Annotated in this window: 14 protein-coding genes; all 14 read left to right on the top strand. The window is 55.8% G+C overall.

What is annotated here, in order from left to right:
- Positions 1 to 11: 11 nt before the first annotated feature.
- Positions 12 to 3,740 (top strand): protein kinase domain-containing protein, encoded by a 3,729-nt coding sequence (locus ROSERS_RS24315; RefSeq protein ID WP_011958082.1) that lies wholly within the window; start codon positions 12 to 14, stop codon positions 3,738 to 3,740.
- 3 nt (positions 3,741 to 3,743) lie between these two features.
- On the top strand, positions 3,744 to 5,123 hold the full coding sequence (locus ROSERS_RS24320) for a vWA domain-containing protein (protein WP_011958083.1): 1,380 nt from the start codon (positions 3,744 to 3,746) through the stop codon (positions 5,121 to 5,123).
- Positions 5,124 to 5,460: 337 nt separating this feature from the next.
- A complete protein-coding gene (locus ROSERS_RS17385) occupies positions 5,461 to 6,978 on the top strand; it encodes a protein kinase (protein WP_232282651.1) in 1,518 nt (505 codons plus the stop codon).
- 58 nt (positions 6,979 to 7,036) lie between these two features.
- Positions 7,037 to 8,094, top strand: a protein-coding gene (locus ROSERS_RS25210) for an IS5-like element ISRfsp3 family transposase (RefSeq protein ID WP_085979435.1) whose coding sequence is annotated in 2 segments (ribosomal slippage) — positions 7,037 to 7,568 and positions 7,568 to 8,094 — 1,059 coding nt in all. Because the reading frame shifts where the segments join, the coding sequence is not laid out codon by codon here.
- Positions 8,078 to 8,641, top strand: a complete 564-nt coding sequence (locus ROSERS_RS25215; RefSeq protein WP_269628335.1) for a WD40 repeat domain-containing protein — start codon at positions 8,078 to 8,080, stop codon at positions 8,639 to 8,641. Before ROSERS_RS25210 ends, ROSERS_RS25215 begins: the two co-directional genes overlap by 17 nt.
- 18 nt (positions 8,642 to 8,659) lie before the next feature.
- A complete protein-coding gene (locus ROSERS_RS25220) occupies positions 8,660 to 12,652 on the top strand; it encodes a protein kinase domain-containing protein (protein ID WP_011958085.1) in 3,993 nt (1,330 codons plus the stop codon).
- 9 nt (positions 12,653 to 12,661) lie between these two features.
- On the top strand, positions 12,662 to 13,045 hold the full coding sequence (locus tag ROSERS_RS17425; protein ID WP_011958086.1) for a hypothetical protein: 384 nt from the start codon (positions 12,662 to 12,664) through the stop codon (positions 13,043 to 13,045).
- A gap of 1 nt (position 13,046) precedes the next feature.
- Positions 13,047 to 13,679 (top strand): hypothetical protein, encoded by a 633-nt coding sequence (locus ROSERS_RS17430; protein WP_011958087.1) that lies wholly within the window; start codon positions 13,047 to 13,049, stop codon positions 13,677 to 13,679.
- Positions 13,680 to 13,748: 69 nt separating this feature from the next.
- Complete coding sequence (locus tag ROSERS_RS24330; protein ID WP_198136316.1) at positions 13,749 to 14,384, top strand: FHA domain-containing protein; 636 nt, start codon at positions 13,749 to 13,751, stop codon at positions 14,382 to 14,384.
- Complete coding sequence (locus ROSERS_RS17440) at positions 14,384 to 15,724, top strand: hypothetical protein (RefSeq protein ID WP_011958089.1); 1,341 nt, start codon at positions 14,384 to 14,386, stop codon at positions 15,722 to 15,724. The genes ROSERS_RS24330 and ROSERS_RS17440 overlap by 1 nt, the downstream gene beginning before the upstream one ends.
- Complete coding sequence (locus tag ROSERS_RS17445) at positions 15,700 to 15,906, top strand: hypothetical protein (protein WP_157041133.1); 207 nt, start codon at positions 15,700 to 15,702, stop codon at positions 15,904 to 15,906. Before ROSERS_RS17440 ends, ROSERS_RS17445 begins: the two co-directional genes overlap by 25 nt.
- 14 nt (positions 15,907 to 15,920) lie before the next feature.
- On the top strand, positions 15,921 to 16,046 hold the full coding sequence (locus tag ROSERS_RS27195; RefSeq protein WP_269626090.1) for a hypothetical protein: 126 nt from the start codon (positions 15,921 to 15,923) through the stop codon (positions 16,044 to 16,046).
- 42 nt (positions 16,047 to 16,088) lie between these two features.
- Positions 16,089 to 16,415: a hypothetical protein gene (locus tag ROSERS_RS17450; protein WP_157041134.1), complete on the top strand. Its 327-nt coding sequence runs from the start codon at positions 16,089 to 16,091 to the stop codon at positions 16,413 to 16,415.
- Between the two features lie 22 nt (positions 16,416 to 16,437).
- Positions 16,438 to 16,941 (top strand): hypothetical protein, encoded by a 504-nt coding sequence (locus ROSERS_RS26170; RefSeq protein WP_157041135.1) that lies wholly within the window; start codon positions 16,438 to 16,440, stop codon positions 16,939 to 16,941.
- The last annotated feature ends 6 nt before the right edge of the window (positions 16,942 to 16,947 follow it).

The following is a 16,947-nucleotide window of genomic DNA, read 5'->3' on the forward strand; positions in this document are numbered from 1 at the left end:
AGGAGGCTGTTATGACCGTCTCAACTTCCACCCTCTTTTGCATCATCTGCGGCCGCGAGTTCCGCCCGCGTGACGCGGACACAGTCATCTGTCCCGACTGCGGCGGCCCGCCCGAAGCCCCTGCTCCCAGCCAGCCGCAAGGAACGGCGCTGGCCGACCAACCGCGCGGCACGGTGCTGATGAGCCAACCCGCTTACCAGCGGATGTGCATCCTCTGTGGCCAGGACTTCACCACCCCCGACCCGCAGGCCGACCGTTGCCCCCAATGCCGCGGCGAAGCGCCGCACCCCCAACCCGAAATCCGCTCCCGACCCGAAAGCCGCCAACGAACACCCGCCATGCCTGCCCCAGCCCAGGGAACGGTTGCCATGCCCGAAAGCGGCATGTCGCCTGCCCCCTCATCCGCCGATGTGCCGCTGACATGGAACGCGGGCGATGTCATCCTGGACCTGTACGAAGTCAAGGGCGAACTGGGAAAGGGCGGCATGGGCGTCGTCTATCGTGTCCATCACCGCCAGTGGAACATTGACCTGGCCGTCAAAACGCCGCTGCCTGAGGCGCTGCAAAAGGCTGGCAGCCTGGAGAACTTTCTCCGCGAAGCGCAAGCCTGGGTGGACCTGGGCCTGCACCCGCACATCGTCACCTGCTACTACGTCCGCCGCCTGGGAGAAATGCCGCGCGTCTTTGCTGAGTGCATGGAAGGCGGGAGTCTGAAGAACTGGATGGAGGACGGGCGGCTGTATGCTGGCGGCGAGCAAGAAGCACTGAAACGCATCCTGGACTGTGCCATTCAGTTTGCCTGGGGGCTGGGATACGCCCACGAGAAAGGCCTGGTGCATCAGGACGTCAAGCCAGCCAACGCCTTGATGACGCCCGACGGGATGCTCAAGGTGACCGACTTTGGGCTGGTGGGGGCGAAAGGGTACACGCCCGCCTATGCCGCGCCGGAGCAGGAACTGGGGCAGGCGGTCAGCCCGCGCACCGACATCTGGGGCTGGGGCGTGAGCGTGCTGGAGATGTTCACGGGAGGGGTACACTGGCAATTCGGTTCCGTTGCGGCGAGTGTGCTGGAGAACTACCTGCAGGAGGCGCCGCCGGAGGGCATCCCGCCGATGCCTGCGGCGCTGGCAGAGTTGTTGCGCCAGTGCTTCCAGGACGACCCCGAGCAGCGCCCGGCGAGCATGGACGAGGTAGCGGAGCGGTTGATGCGCCTTTACGAGCAGGAGACGGGCGCGCCCTACCCGCGCCCGAAGCCCCAGGCGCTGGACATGCGGGCGGACAGTTTGAACAACAAGGCGGTCAGTTTGCTCGACCTGGGACTGGAAGAGGAAGCGGTGCGCTGCTGGCAGGAGGCGCTGCAGGCCGACCCCGCCCACCTGGAGGCGAATTTCAACTACGGGTATTACCGCTGGCAGAGGGCCGAGGTGTTGGGCAGCGAGTTTCTCAAGCAGTTGCAAGGACTGGAAGCCACACACGGCAGCAATCCCGAATACTGGCGGCTGCTGGCATGGGTGTATCTGGAGCAGGGGTATGTGGAGGAAGTGGAGGAGATTTTGGAGAAGCGCGGGGTGAAGGACGAAGCGCTCCGCCGCGCCCACACCGCGCCTGACCGCCCGGTGGGACGGGAGGTGCACTGCTTCAAGGGGCACACTGGTGTTGTGAACTCTGTCGCCTTTTCGCCCGATGGGCGCTACGCCCTGTCGGGAAGTTCCGATGGAACCGTGCGGCTATGGGATGTGGCAAGCGGGAAGGAAGTGCGCAAGGTTCAAGGATATGATGAGCTGGTGAGCGAGGTTGCTTTTTTAGCAAATGGTCAAATCATTATGGCAAGGAGTAAAGATGGGGCTATATTATGGGATACAAGAACGGACGAAGTGCATAGATACAAGGGAGGTAACCTTGAATTTTTTGATGAAAGTGAACGTTACGCACTAGCGACGTGTGAGGATGGTAGCGTGCGGTTGTGGGATGTGACAACTAAACAAGAAGTGCGTCGCTTCGGGAGACACGATGGAACAGTGTACTCTGCTACCTTTTCGCCTGATAAAAATCATGTGCTATCGGGAGGTGGAGATAATATTTTGCGGTTGTGGGAAGTAGAAACAGGAAAAGAAGTACGCCACTTCGTCGGACACTCTCATTGGGTATTCTCTGTCACCTTTTCACCAGATGGAGAATATGTGTTGTCAGGAAGTGGAGATCAGACTGTACGAATATGGGAGGTGAAGACTGGAAGAGAATTACGTTGCTTTAGACATGAAGGAGCAGTGTTTTCTGTTGCCTTTTCACCAAATGGCCGCTATGCACTGTCGAGCAGTCATGACAGAACAATAAGAGTATGGGAAGTATATTATCCCTCGTTCCAGCTGACCAGTATCAAGATGCATCCTTTTCCTGTAATTGCGCAATTTCGCGCTATAAATCAACTCCAACAAGAAGATGTGTTGTTTGCCGAGCTATTAAGAATGGGACAACAACATGTCAAAGAAAAGTCCTTTCTTAGAGCGCATGATATCCTACGTCAAGCACAAGATGTGCCTGGTTACGAAAGAAATAAAGACGTGCTCCAGTTTTTGACATTATGTAGGGTACAAGGCGGTGGTTATTGTCGTAACATCCGGAATGGATGGTGTGTGTATTGTTTAGATGAGCATACTGATAGTATTGCATCTGTTGCTTTTTCACCGGATGGACGCTACGCTCTGTCAGGAGGAGGCGATCGCGTTATAAGATTATGGGAGATAGAAAACGGACGTGTAATCTGTAAACTTGAGGGACACACCTTAGCTGTCTATTCAGTTGTCTTTTCACCTGATGGACACTACGCCTTGTCAGGAAGTTGGGATAAGACCATTCGTTTGTGGGAAGTTGCAACAGGACGGGAAGTGAATCGTTTTGATAGACATGTCAACTTTGTGAACTCCGTTGCTTTCTCACCGGATGGACGCTACATTATTTCAGCAGGCTGGGATGAAACCATTCGCCTATGGGATACAACAACGGGACATGAGATGTATTGCTTGAAAGACACTGATGTTATATGGTCTGTCTGCTTCTCACCAGATGGACTCTATATCCTTTCGGGAAGTGAAGATGGTAGTGTGAAACTGTGGGATATCAAGACAAGGGAAGTAATACACCGCTTCACAGGCCTTAGTGACAGAATACATTGTGTAGCTTTTTCACCAGACGGACGCTATGCCCTATCAGGAAGTTCAGGTGGCATGGTGATGATTTGGGATGTGGGTACGAGGAGGGTTGTACATCAACTCAGTGTGAACAATCGGTGGGTAACCCCAACAACTTTCTCTCCAGATGGGCGCTATATCCTGATAGGAAGTGATGACGGAACCCTGCAATTAGTGAATACGCAAGAGGGAAATGCTGCTCGTGTTTTCAAAGGACATACTGATTGGGTGTTCTCCATAGCCATTTCCATTGATGGGCAATATGCTTTGTCGGGGAGCAAAGACCAAACTATCCGTGTCTGGGCCCTTGACTGGGACTACGACTTCCCCGATCCCGCCGACTGGGACGAGGGCGCGCGGCCGTATCTGGACATCTTCCTCACCCTGCACACCCCCTACGGTCGCGATGGCCTCAGCCGCGTCGGCAAGCCGCAGTGGACAGAGAAGGATTTCCAAAAGTTGTTGCAGGAACTCGGCTATCGCGGCTACGGCTGGCTGCGACCCGAAGGCGTGCGCCGCGAACTGGAAAAGATGGCGAAAGAAAGGAGTTGAACTATGGCTCGTTTGATGCGTTGTTTGTACTGTGGTGCATTGCAGGATGAACCTGTCGGGGTCAAGTCCTGCGTCCGCTGCGGCGGCGAACTCAAGTACGAGGACGCCGCCCGCACAGCCAGCGGCGGTTCCTACCTCACCGCTCAACTGGAACTGGACCAGGTCTATGCCCCGCCCGGTCAGAACGTGGATCGCTACCTGCTGCTCACCCTCTGCTCCCCGGCCAAAGTGCCGCCCGAACATGCGCTGCCCCGCGAACAGCACCGCCCGCCGCTGCACCTTGTCGCCGTCCTGGATGTGTCTGGCTCAATGAGTGGCACAAAACTGGCTTCCGCCAAAGAAGCCCTGCGTCAGGCGTTGCACTTTTTGCAGGACGGAGACGTCTTCTCGCTGGTTACCTTTTCCGATCAAGTGCAAACCCACCTCAAAGCCGAGTCCTACGCCCAACGAAAGCGCGACAAGATGGAAAACCTGCTGGACGAAATCAGGGCGAGCGGCATGACCGCCCTGGATGGTGGGCTGGCACAGGGGATTGACCTGGGCCAAAAGAAACGGCAGGCCACCACCCTGGTCCTGCTGCTCAGCGATGGGCAGGCGAATGTCGGCGAGACCGACCTGGAGAAAATCGGCTTGCGGGCGCAAAAGGCGCGGCAATCCGGTCTCATCGTCTCCACGCTGGGGGTTGGCCTGGATTACAACGAGGCGCTGATGGTGGAAATTGCCAACCAGGGCGGTGGGCGTTTCTACCACATTCAAGAGGGCAGTCAGATCCCGGCGGCTCTGATGCAGGAACTGGGCAGCGCCGCCATGCTCGCCGCGCGTCAGGTGGAAGTGGAGTTCGATCTCCCGTCCGGCGCGGCGCTGGTCTCGCTCACCGCGCTCTACCCGCTGGAAATGGTCAACAGCCGCCCACTTCTGAAAGTGGGGGACTTGCTGCCGGATGTGCGGGTGGAGATTCCGCTGCGCCTGACCCTTTACCCCCATGCCGCTGGTGAGCGTTTCAGCGTCAGTGGAGGAGTGCATCATCAAACGCCGCGCGGCCAGACCCTGGGATTGGCGCTGAACGCCGTCAGCGTGCGCTTTGTGGAACAGCGTCAATTCGAGGAGAGACCAGGTTACGTTGCCCCGGTGATGGAGCGCGTGCTGGAATTTCGCCGCGCTGCCCACCTGTTGGAGTTTGCCCGCCTGCAGGAACGGGATAGCACGCTGGCCAGGCAGCAAGCCGAGCGGGAACGCCAGGCCCTGCGGGATTACGCTCGCATGTTCAATCCAGACAAGGCGATGGAACTGGAGGTAGAAAAGATAGATGCGCTCTTTGCCACGCCCAATGTGGCCAAACAAGCCATGCATCGCGCCGCCCGAATGATCCGCGGGCTGGATTAGCGCTTTGGGCGTTCAGGTCATATGGGAGGGCAAATGGACCAGGACACCACCCTGCATGTGTGTAGCATTTGCGGCCGCGAGTTTCGCCCGCGTGACGCGGACACGGTCATCTGCCCCGATTGCGGCGGCCCGCCCGAAGCCCCTGCCCCCAGCCAGCCGCAAGAAACGGTGTCGAGCAACGGCTCGCAGGGGATGGCGCAGGCAAACAGACAGGTGAGCACGTCACCGCAAGAATGGCAGGAGGGTGATGTCATCCTGGATCTGTACGAGGTCAAGGGGGAAGTGGGGCGCGGGGGGGCTGGCAGCAGTCTACCGTGTCCATCACCGCCAGTGGAACATGGACCTGGCCGTCAAAACGCCGCTGCCTGAAGCGCTGCAAAAGGCTGGCAGCCTGGAGAACTTTCTCCGCGAGGCGCAAGCCTGGGTGGACCTGGGTCTGCACCCGCACATCGTCACCTGCTACTATGTTCGCCGCGTGGGGGATGTCCCCTGCATGTTCACTGAGTACATCGAGGGCGGCAGTTTGAAAGACTGGATTGAAGACGGACGGTTGTACGCTGGCGATGAGCGAGAAGCCCTGAAGCGTATTCTGGATGTGGCGATACAGTTTGCCTGGGGGCTGGGGCACGTCCATCAGAGAGGATTCGTCCATCAAAATGCCGGGCCAGGCAGCGCCCTGATGACGTCCGACGGTAGGCTCAAACTGGCTGGCTTTGGACTTTTGGGAGGTAAGGGCTACCCTACCGCCCAGGCCGCGCCGGAGCAGGAACTGGGGCAGGCGGTCAGCCCGCGCACCGACCTGTGGGGCTGGGGCGTGAGCGTGCTGGAGATGTTCACCGGGGAAGTGCACTGGGGAGCAGGTTCCACTGCCGCAGCCGTGCTGGAGAACTACCTGCACGAAGCGCCGCCGGAGGGCATCCCGCCCATGCCTGGGGCGCTGGCAGAGTTGTTGCGCCAGTGCTTCCAGAACGACCCCGACCAGCGCCCGGCGAGCATGGACGAGGTGGCCGAGCGGTTGATGCGCCTTTACGAGCAGGAGACGGGCACGCCCTACCCGCGTCCGAAGCCCCAGGCGCTGGAGTTGCGGGCGGACAGTTTGAACAACAAGGCGGTCAGTTTGCTCGACCTGGGGCTGGAAGAGGAAGCGGTGCGCTGCTGGCAGGAGGCGCTGCAGGCCGACCCCGCCCATCTGGAGGCGAATTTCAACTACGGGTATTACCGCTGGCAGAGGGCCGAGGTGTTGGGGAGCGAGTTTCTCAAGCAGTTGCAACGGCTGGAAGCCACACACGGCAGCGATCCCGAATACTGGCGGCTGCTGGCATGGGTGTATCTGGAGCAGGGGTATGTGGAGGAAGTAGAGGAGATTTTGGAGAAACGTGGGTTGGAGGACGAAGCCCTGCGCCGCGCCCACCGTGACCCGAACCGCCCGGTGGGGCGGGAGGTGCGCCGATTTGAGGGTCACACCGATAGGGTGACGTCGGTCGCTTTTTCACCCGACGGCCGTTATGTTTTATCCGGCAGTGACGATGCCACTGTTCGCTTATGGACTTTGAAAACCGGCAAGCAAAGACGGCGCTTCAAGAGCACCGCCCGGGAAATTTCGGCTGTGGCTTTTTCACCAACAGGACACTATATTGCCTCAGCAGAGGGAAAAGACAAAACAGTTCGTTTATGGAGAATGTTTCCGGATTACAGCCTGGTTTATGTCATTGAAGCCCATCACTGGCTGGTCAGTTCCGTGACTTTTTCACCCGATGGCAATTACTTGCTTTCCGGCGGTGCGGATAACACAGCCAGGTTATGGAGACTCAAAACCGGTGAGGGCGTCCGCTCGTTTGTTGGGCATAAAGATTAGACATCATCAAGATTTAGTGATATACTATTTTTGTACAATCTGAAAATGGAGAAAAACGATGTGTAAGTATCGATCCATTATCGAAAATCCGGAGAAATTACGCTCTATGACCGGACTGACCGTTGAAGAGTTCCACGCGCTGGTTCCGATCTTCCACGCCGCATTTGAAGCGTATATGAAACGTCGCACGATTGATGGCCGCGTCCGATATTGTCGTCGCTACGTCTCGTATGCAAACTCGCCGCTTCCGACAACAGAAGATAAATTGCTCTTTATTTTGACCTACTTAAAACAAAACCCAACGCAAGTGATGCACGGACACCTCTTTCAAATGAGCCAATCAAACGTAAGCAAATGGGTGCATCTTTTGCACGGAGCGCTGAACTATGCGCTTTCACAGCAAAGTCTCCTGCCTGCGCGCACTGCCGACGACCTGGCGAGGCGATTGCAGGAAGAACCGTCGTGTGAAGAACCGTCGTGTGAAGAACCGTCGTGTGAAGAACCGTCGTGTGAAGAACCGTCGTGTGAAGAACCGTCGTGTGAAGAACCGTCGTGTGAAGAACCGTCGCATGCGACAAAAGCGCCCCCCTTTTTATCCATGACGGCGTAGAACGTCCCATTCGCCGTCCAAGCGACAAAGTCGACCGGGAGTTGTATTACAGCGGTAAGAAGAAACGACATACGCTTAAGAACGTTCTCATCATTGATGAGTTTGGCTCTATTCACTTTTTGAGTGACACCTACGAAGGAAGGGTCCACGATAAATGTATTGCGGATGAAGCGGGATACACCCTTCCAAACGCGAGCATTCTCTATCAAGACGCCGGATTTCAAGGATTTACCCTGCCTGGCGTCCAGATTATGCAGCCAAAGAAGAAGCCGCGCAATGGAACCCTCACGCCGCAGGAAAAGGAGGAAAACCGGCGTATCTCATCCGTTCGCGTTCGTATTGAACATGTTATCGGCGATATCAAGCGGTATCGAATCATTCACGACATTATCCGCTTCAGTTGTTCCGAATTTCGGGATATGGTCATGGAAACATGTTGCGGGCTGCATAACTTCCGAATTTGGCTGAAACGCAAAAAGCAGTCCAAAAATCAAAACGAATCTTGATGAAGTCTATTGGGTCAGTTCCGCGACTTTTTCACCCGACGGTCGCTATGTTGCTACCGGCAGTTGGGATGGAACGGTGCGTTTATGGAATACTGCTACCGGATTAGAACTGAAAAAGTTCGACCTGAATACCTGGCGAGTGTATTCTGTCGCCTTTTCGCCCAATGGTCGTTACATTCTGGTAGGAAGCGATAATCCTTACTATAACGACCCTAAGCCTTTACGCCTGTGGGATCTTGAAGACGACCGAAAGATAATTTTCAGAGGACTGCAATTTGGGGTCAACGCGGTAGCATTCTCTCCCGATAGCCGCCATGCCCTTTCTGGTGGGGAGGATGGAATTCGGATGTGGGAGATTCCCATCGGGAAAGAAATTCGCCACCTGGGAGGGCATTTGCGGCCGGTGAATGCGGTCGCCTTTTCGCCAGACGGACGTTATGCCCTGTCAGCCAGTGATGACAAGACCGTGCGGCTGTGGGAGGTGCACTACCCGCCTTTCCATCCCCCAGGACATCCCTATCCTGCGCTGAATCGAACAGCGCTGTGAACCTATCAGGAGGCTGTTATGACTGTCTCAACTTCCACCCTCTTTTGTATCGTCTGCGGCCGCGAGTTTCGCCCGCGTGACGCGGACACGGTCATCTGTCCCGACTGCGGCGGCCCGCCCGAAGCCCCTGCTCCCAGCCAGCCGCAAGAAACGGTGCTGGCCGACCAACCGCGCGGCACGGTACTGATGAGCCAACCCGCTTACCAGCGGATGTGCATCCTCTGTGGCCAGGACTTTACCACCCCCGACCCGCAGGCCGACCGCTGCCCGCAATGCCGCGGCGAAGCGCCGCAACCCCAACCCGAAATCCGCTCCCGACCCGAAAGCCGCCAATCAACACCCGCCATGCCTGCCCGCCCCCAGGGAACGGTTGCCGTGCCCGAAAGCAGCCTGTCGCCTGCCCCCTCATCCGCCGATGTGCCGCTGACATGGAACGCGGGCGATGTCATCCTGGACCTGTACGAAGTCAAGGGCGAACTGGGAAAGGGCGGCATGGGCGTCGTCTATCGTGTCCATCACCGCCAGTGGAACATTGACCTGGCCGTCAAAACGCCGCTGCCTGAAGCGCTGCAAAAGGCTGGCAGCCTGGAGAACTTTCTCCGCGAGGCGCAAGCCTGGGTGGACCTGGGCCTGCACCCGCACATCGTCACCTGCTACTACGTCCGCCGCCTGGGAGAAATGCCGCGCGTCTTTGCCGAGTGCATGGAGGGCGGGAGTCTGAAGAACTGGATGGAGGACGGGCGGCTGTATGCTGGCGGCGAACAGGATGCACTGAAGCGCATCCTGGACTGTGCCATTCAGTTTGCCTGGGGGCTGGGATACGCCCATGAGAAAGGCCTGGTGCATCAAGACGTCAAGCCAGCCAACGCCTTGATGACGCCCGACGGGATGCTCAAGGTGACCGACTTTGGGCTGGTGGGGGCGAAAGGGTACACGCCCGCCTACGCTGCGCCGGAGCAGGAACTGGGGCAGGCGGTCAGCCCGCGCACCGACCTGTGGGGCTGGGGCGTGAGCGTGCTGGAGATGTTCACGGGAGGGGTACACTGGCAATTCGGTTCCGTTGCGGCGAGTGTGCTGGAGAACTACCTGCAGGAGGCGCCGCCGGAGGGCATCCCGCCGATGCCTGCGGCGCTGGTGGAGTTGCTGCGCCAGTGCTTCCAGAACGACCCCGACCTGCGCCCGGCGAGTATGGACGAAGTGGCGGAGCGGCTGGCGCGCCTTTACGAACAGGAGACGGGCGCGCCCTACCCGCGCCAGAAACCCAACGCCCTGGAGTTGCGGGCGGACAGTTTGAACAACAAGGCAGTGAGTTTGCTGGACCTGGGGCAGGAAGAGGAAGCGGTACGCTGCTGGCAGGAGGCGCTGCAAGCCGACCCTCTCCATCCCGGGGCAACATACAACTTGTTCCTAATACAATGGGATCGGGGAGATGTTATTGCTTCGGAGGTTGTTAAACGATTGGAAGAACAACTTAAGTTGTCTTCAAATTATTGGCCAGTAGCATATTTGCTAGGACTTGTGTACTTTAAAGTGGGAGATTCTCTTAAGGCAATTGAAACAATTGCAAAGTTGTATCTACCAGAAGTTCGCGATGAACAACCATTTGCTTGGGTAATTGCTATTGACCGACATGATACAAAGAGCGCGTTAGAAATCTTGTTAGATTTTTCAAAAGATGGGAAATATCCAGATGTACGACGGACTTTGGAACTGGCTATGCTTAATTTGCCAGATGTACGATCCCTGCGGAATATTAAAGGGCATGCTGAAAAAATAACTTGTGTTTCTTTTAGTCCCGATGGAAATTTCTTACTTTCGGGTAGCGAAGATAACACCTTGAGATTGTGGGATTGGCTAGGAACTTGTAAACGCATCTTAAAAGGTCATACTGGAGCAATAACATGTGCGGCCTTTAGTCAAGATGGGCGCTATATACTATCAGGAAGTCACGATTGTACAGTGCGATTGTGGGATGTGGCAACAGGAGAATGCTTACGTGTTTTTAAAGGACATACCGAAAAGGTGACTTCCGTCGCGTTTGATATTGGTAGACAGTATATTGCATCAGGAAGCACTGATCACACTCTTAAGATATGGGATATTCACGACGGATCTTCCATTCATACAATAGAACACGAAGGGGAGGTATCCTGCGTGGGATTTAGCCCAAATGGTGGATACCTTGTTTCAGGAATGGACGGTTTGTTAACAAAGTCTCCAATCTTCTTTTGGGACGCGAAAAGTGGCCGCCATTTGTACGCTCTTGAAAGGCATGAGGGGGGAATAACTTCTATGGCTTTTACCGCAAGCGGTCATTTCCTTCTTTTGGGCACTAACGTTGGAACGATAGAGTTGTGGGACCTGACAACGAAAAATTGTCAACGTACTTTGCAATCGTTTGAGAGCTGGCCTGTGGTTTCTGTGTCAGTGCATCCGAAAGGAGATAGAGCTTTGTCATGTCAAGGCGATTCTATCTACTATTGGAACCTCCAAACTGGAGCATGCATTCTAAAAAAAGACTCTGAATGGTTTGTTGCTTCTATTGCAATTAGCCCGGACGGAAGATTCATTCTTCTAGGCTGCCTCAAATCTATGAAAATGTGGAAATTAGAAGGAATTGGTGATTTTAATCTCGATTTTTTCTTGTCTAAACCACGATTGAGCGAACATGAAACCAATATAGAAACAACGTTTACCAACCTAATAAAACATGCAAAGAACATGATGCAGGAAGGTAAATACTCTCGATGCCTAGAGTTGGTACAGCAAGCGCGCTCAATGCCAGGGTATGAGCGCTCTAACATGGCCTTGGAATTATGGTTCGATTTGCATTCTCATTGCCGTACTATTGGGTTAAAAGCCTACTGGGAAAGCCAAACTCTTATCGGACACAATTTTTGGGTATGGTCTGTCGCTGCAAGTCCGTGCGGACGCTATATTCTTTCTGCTAGTTTTGATAAAACTATGAGACTTTGGGATGTTAAAAGGGGAATTTGCTTGCACACTCTTAATATCCCAGATAAAACTATAAACTCTGTTGCCTTTAGCCCAAGTGGAGAGTATATTGTCTTCGGTGGATACGAAACTATGCAAATGTGGGATGTTCGTAAATGGAAGTGCATCCGTGTGTTTCGATATGAGAAGAGAGTAGATGCCGTCGCTTTTAGTCCAGATGGGCGGTATGTTGTTTCTGGCGGATGGGATGATGCAACTATACGCCTGTGGGAAGTTCAAACTGGAAGGTGTGTGTGTATACTCGAAGGACACGAAGGAGCGATTACGTCTGTTGCAGTTAGACCAGATGGATACTATATTTTATCGTGCAGTTACGATCACACTGTGCGACTTTGGGATGTATGCAAGGGAGTATGTGTTTATGTAGATGAAACGCACATGAAGTCTTTGCCGCACCCTTTGGGTGGAGAAATTGATGTGCCGGTGAATTCCGTTTCTTTCAGTCCAGATGGCAAGCACGCTGTTTCGGCTGGTACGGATGGTATGATGCGGATATGGAATATTGAGAATGGAAAGACTTTATCTCAATTAAGGTGTAAAGATTCAATAACGTCTGTGGTTTTTCACCCAAATGGGCGTTTCATACTCTCGGGTAGTGTTGATGGAACTGTCAGAATATGGGACCTCGAGACAAGCAGATGCGTACATGTATTCTCTGGTCACAGAGACATTGTGCAATCCGTTGCTTTTAGTCAAGATGGATGCTATGCGGTATCAGGAAGTTGGGATAAAACCGTACGGTTATGGGTATTGGATTGGGATTTGGAATGCCCCGCCCCCGCCGACTGGGACGAAGGTGCGCGCCCCTACCTGGATATCTTCCTCACCCTGCACACCCCCTACGCTCCCGATGGCCTCAGCCGAGTCGGGAAGCCGCAGTGGACGGAGGAGGATTTCCAAAAGTTATTGCAGGAACTCGGCTATCGCGGCTACGGCTGGCTGCGTCCGGAAGGCGTGCGCCGCGAACTGGAAAAGATGGCAAAAGAGAGAAAATAGGAGGTCTCTATGGGTCTGGATAACTACGCCGCCCGTCATCCCGAGGGCGGGCTGACCGAAGAGGATAAGCAGGCGTTTCGTGACGCCGGCATTGACCTGTGCGGTGGCATGCACAGCGACGGTGTGATTTCTTTTCGCGGCAAGTGGTATGACCCGCTGGTCGCGCACGTGACCGGCGTCAGCCTGTACCAGGAATGGATTCCCCCGGAAACGGTGCGGGAGATGGCCGCCGCGCTCAACCGCTACAGCGCCCGGCGCCTGGCGCGCATCTGGGACAAGGTGTGGCCTATGCCCTGGGAGGATTCGCATCACAGCGAACGCGAGGTCGCTGACCTGCAGCGTTTCTTCGCTATCTGCGCTGAGCGCGGGCTGGGGTTGAAAGGATGGTGGTGATATGGGACTGGATTACACCTACCGTCTCTTCTTTCCGCGGGAGCGCGTCCCCGAAGCGCTGGAGGGCCTGGCGGCACGGTGCGCTCCGCCCCCGCGCGGGACGGCGCGCATCTGCCTGCCGCAGGGCATCCGCGAGTTTCCTTTTGAACCGTTCCGTGAGGATGCGCTGCCCAACTGGGATGACGAATCCTACAGTTTCGACATCATCCTGCGCCTGGAAGCAGACGAGGCGCTGGAGAAATTCACCCGTATCGCGCCACAACAACTGGAGGCGCAGGGTGGGGAAACCGCTCTCGGATATGTCTATTTCCGGGTGGACAATCCACCCGATGAGGCAGTCAGTTGCTTCGTCTTCATCGCCGGCGGGAATCGCATGAGTTGGGCGTTCCTGGATTCGCGCTCGCTGCAAAGCGCCTTCAGCGACCTGCTGGCGGCGCACGGCGGCTTGTGTGGCCTGCTGGATAGGGACGAAGATTGCATTGTCTTCTGGTGGCGCGGTCAGGCGACCTGGGAAACACTCCACGAAGCCTGGACGCTGGAGGAAATTGACGCCCAAATGCAACAAGCCCTGCACCAGCAAGAAAAGTCAACCCGATCTGCGCCGCGCCGCCGCTATCGCTGCCGTAAAAAGTGAACAGGATGCGATATGGAGAAACCCCATTTGACCGTAATCAGCGGTCCCCGACAGGGGATGCAGGTTTCCATGGATGTTTCGCCTTTCACCCTGGGGCGGGGAACAGACAACACGCTTTCTCTGCCCGACCCGACCATTTCCAGCCATCATGCCCGTATCGTGGAACACATCGGCCTGTACTGGCTGGAAGATTTGGGCAGCACCAACGGCACATACTTTTTGCCACCACGCGGCGAAGAATTCCGCCTGGCGAAAGACAAGCCCGTCCTGCTGGTGGAGGGCGCTCGCATCCGCCTGGGTGGTCATACCACGTTGCAGGTAGAAGGGATGGTCGCTTCCCAACAGGATGCTACCGCCTGGTCGTTGCAACAGTTGCAGGCATTCATCGCTGGCTGTTACGAAGGGTTGACGGCGCTGGAGCCGGCGCAGCGGCAAGTGGTGCTGGATGACCTGCACCGCTTTGAAGAGGCTATCCGCCAGACGAATAGCGAAGCCGAACTGGTGCACCTGGTCGCCGAAAAATTGAGCACGCTCAGCAAAACAGTCGTCGGGAAATATGAGCCAGATGAAAGCGGTTTGCCAGCCCTGCCGCAAGACCTGCCCGAGCCTGATTCACCGTGTCGCGTCCCCAGCCTGCACAACCTGTTTTTGAGCAACCTGCAGCGCATCCTGCAAGAACTGCCGGGTCAAGAGGAGGAACCGTGATGCAAGCGCTCCTTTCACCTTCCCTGACGGTATATCTCTTCTTTCTGGAACGCCATCTGACCGACCCGTCGGCTGAGCGCGGGCTGGTCAACGCGCTGCGCCTGACTCTCACGAAAGAATTCGAGGAGGGGCGTTGCTACGAAGGGCAGATGGGGGAGGACCTCGCGGCGCGGCTGCAGACGCGCCGGGCGCACGATACGCTGGTCATTCGCCTTGACCTGACGTTGAGCGGGGAACATCCCGTCTCGGACTGGGCACGGCTGTCTCAGGTCTGGGAAGAGACGTTCGCTCGTCAGGACGGGGAGGCAAGCGTGCCATCCCCGTGGGGGGTGACCTTGCTCTACCACGCTCTTTTGCCCAGAGGAGTTACACCACAAACATTACCACCCCCGTTGGAATTGTCGTCGAATTGGGCAACTCACCTGGAAGCCACTCCCTACGGCTGGCTCTTCGTCCTGGGACGCGACAACCAGACCCTCCCGTCTGGCGCAAGCCGCCGTGTGAACCGCTATCTGTTGCTCATCCCTGCCGAACGTGCCGAAAAAGTTATGCAGGTCTTTCTGGAGCCATTGACACAAGGGCTAGTACGTATCGAACTTTATTACCAGAAAGCCATCTACCACGCGCTGCAACAATCGCTTGCCGGTCAGGCGCTGGGGTGTGCCACGCTCTCGTTGCGTCAGAGCATGAGCCAGGCCGTCAGCACACCGGATTTCTCCAACCTTTACCACGAGTTTCGCGAACTGGAAGAGATTTCCAAACTGCTAATGACCGTCTTGAACCAAAAGGCGCACGCCGAAATGCTGCTGCAGTCGCTGCGCGTCAATCAGCGGAATTTCGAGGAAGCGCTCAAGGAGATGCAGTTCCATCCGGCGATCTACGAAAGCGAACGTTCCCGCCTGACGCGGCACGCCGAGCAACTGGCAAATGACCTGCACTACACCGAGACAATGCTGCAAAGCGCCTACGCCTTTCAGGAAATGCAGCGCGGCATTGAAAATAACCGCCTGCAGCGCGCCAGCGTGATGCTGGGCATCGCCGCGGCTTTGCCGGCTGGCATTACTATCTTCAACAGTTTTCTGGACATCTGGGCGCTGATTCTGGAGGGTAGCGGCTGGTCATTGCCGCCGATTGAGCTGCGTATGGGCATTGGGGCGCTAGTGGGCGTCTCCTGGCCGCTGGCGACTTATTGGGCCATTGAGCGGCGGCGGGAGATGGTCCCTGTAGATTTGCCTGGGCGTGCTGAGTTTCGTCCTGGCGCTGGTCAGCACGTTGTGGGTCAACGGGTGAAAGTGCCTTCTCAGGAGGAAGAACGATGCGTGAAGTCTCTAACTGTTTGAATGCCATCTTTGTCCTTTTGACCCTGCCGTTCTACCTGCTGGCACCTATTGTCGCAGTGGCGGGAGCCGTGATCGGTCAATTTGCCCCCACCTGGCTGCCCGACTGGCTGCAGTTCATCACCACCAGGACGTTTCTGTTCGTCGCGGTTGGGCTGTTTGTCTGGTATCTCGTTGTTAGCTGAGCGCCAGCGGAAGAATGGGCAACAGCATAGATTTCTGCGGCATCGAAAGCGCGTTTGCCTTCTTCGAGGACAGCGTATCGGGCTACCTGCTGCTGGCCGGCGTGCTGGTGGCTGGTGCTGTGTTCAAATGGCTGATATAGCCATTGTTCGGCGGATGAAAAATGCGCAATACTCTCAAATACTTGAATGACATCCTGGCTCTACTGACCCTGCCGATCTACCTGTTGATGCCCCTTACAGCGCTGGCAGGTCGAGCGCTTGAGTCTCGTGCGCCCGGCCATTTGCCACCATCATGGGCATTCATTGCCAGTGACACATTCCTGGTCATTGCTGTCGGTCTGTTTCTGTGGTGTCTGATAGTCTACGTGCTGGCCATCGGGAAACTTCAGAGTAGCGGCATGAATTCCTGCTGTCTGGAGGTCGTTTTTGCTATCTTTGTCGAGCCATGTGGCTATCTACTACTGGCGGGCGTACTGGTGGCTGGCGCTGTGTTCAAATGGCTGATGTAGACGTTGTTTGCGGGAGGCAGACATGCGCATTTACTCTTGTGGCAATTGCGGAGAGACGTTACCAGGTCCTGATGTCTATCGCTGCCCACATTGCGGCGTGTTGTTGCGCGGTACGCGCGAAGGAACAGAAGAGGAACGGCTGCGCCGTCAGCGAGAATATCGCCGTAATCGCCCCGAAGCCATAGAGCGGCGGCGAAAAATTCGAGATACATTCGAGAATATCGGTTCTGTGTTCCTGTTCATTGTCGTCGCCTTGTTGATCTTGGCGCTTTTCATCGGCGGCGGAGCGGCGCTGGGACGGTTTGTTTTACCCCTCATTTTTGGATATGAGGCGAGAATCCCTCTTTTGGTAAGCGGGATAATTCTTTGGGGAGCATTGCTATATCCCATCATTCTAAAAGTGCAATGGAGCGTTGATCAGGGGACAAAGTTTGTAAGGGGGTATGGTATCTCGAGAAAACCAGAGTGGGTGGAAAGGATAAGACATCATCAAGATTTAGTGATATACTATTTTTGTACAATCTGAAAATGG

It is taken from the genome of Roseiflexus sp. RS-1, from assembly GCF_000016665.1.
In the GTDB taxonomy this organism is placed as follows: domain Bacteria; phylum Chloroflexota; class Chloroflexia; order Chloroflexales; family Roseiflexaceae; genus Roseiflexus.

Bases quoted from the DNA above. Each gene is read 5' to 3' on its own strand.
- ROSERS_RS24315 (WP_011958082.1), top strand. From the start codon at position 12: ATGACCGTCTCAACTTCCACCCTCTTTTGCATCATCTGCGGCCGCGAG.
- ROSERS_RS24320 (WP_011958083.1), top strand. From the start codon at position 3,744: ATGGCTCGTTTGATGCGTTGTTTGTACTGTGGTGCATTGCAGGATGAA.
- ROSERS_RS17385 (WP_232282651.1), top strand. From the start codon at position 5,461: ATGGACCTGGCCGTCAAAACGCCGCTGCCTGAAGCGCTGCAAAAGGCT.
- ROSERS_RS25220 (WP_011958085.1), top strand. From the start codon at position 8,660: ATGACTGTCTCAACTTCCACCCTCTTTTGTATCGTCTGCGGCCGCGAG.
- ROSERS_RS17425 (WP_011958086.1), top strand. From the start codon at position 12,662: ATGGGTCTGGATAACTACGCCGCCCGTCATCCCGAGGGCGGGCTGACC.
- ROSERS_RS17430 (WP_011958087.1), top strand. From the start codon at position 13,047: ATGGGACTGGATTACACCTACCGTCTCTTCTTTCCGCGGGAGCGCGTC.
- ROSERS_RS24330 (WP_198136316.1), top strand. From the start codon at position 13,749: ATGGATGTTTCGCCTTTCACCCTGGGGCGGGGAACAGACAACACGCTT.
- ROSERS_RS17440 (WP_011958089.1), top strand. From the start codon at position 14,384: ATGCAAGCGCTCCTTTCACCTTCCCTGACGGTATATCTCTTCTTTCTG.
- ROSERS_RS17445 (WP_157041133.1), top strand. From the start codon at position 15,700: ATGCGTGAAGTCTCTAACTGTTTGAATGCCATCTTTGTCCTTTTGACC.
- ROSERS_RS27195 (WP_269626090.1), top strand. From the start codon at position 15,921: ATGGGCAACAGCATAGATTTCTGCGGCATCGAAAGCGCGTTTGCCTTC.
- ROSERS_RS26170 (WP_157041135.1), top strand. From the start codon at position 16,438: ATGCGCATTTACTCTTGTGGCAATTGCGGAGAGACGTTACCAGGTCCT.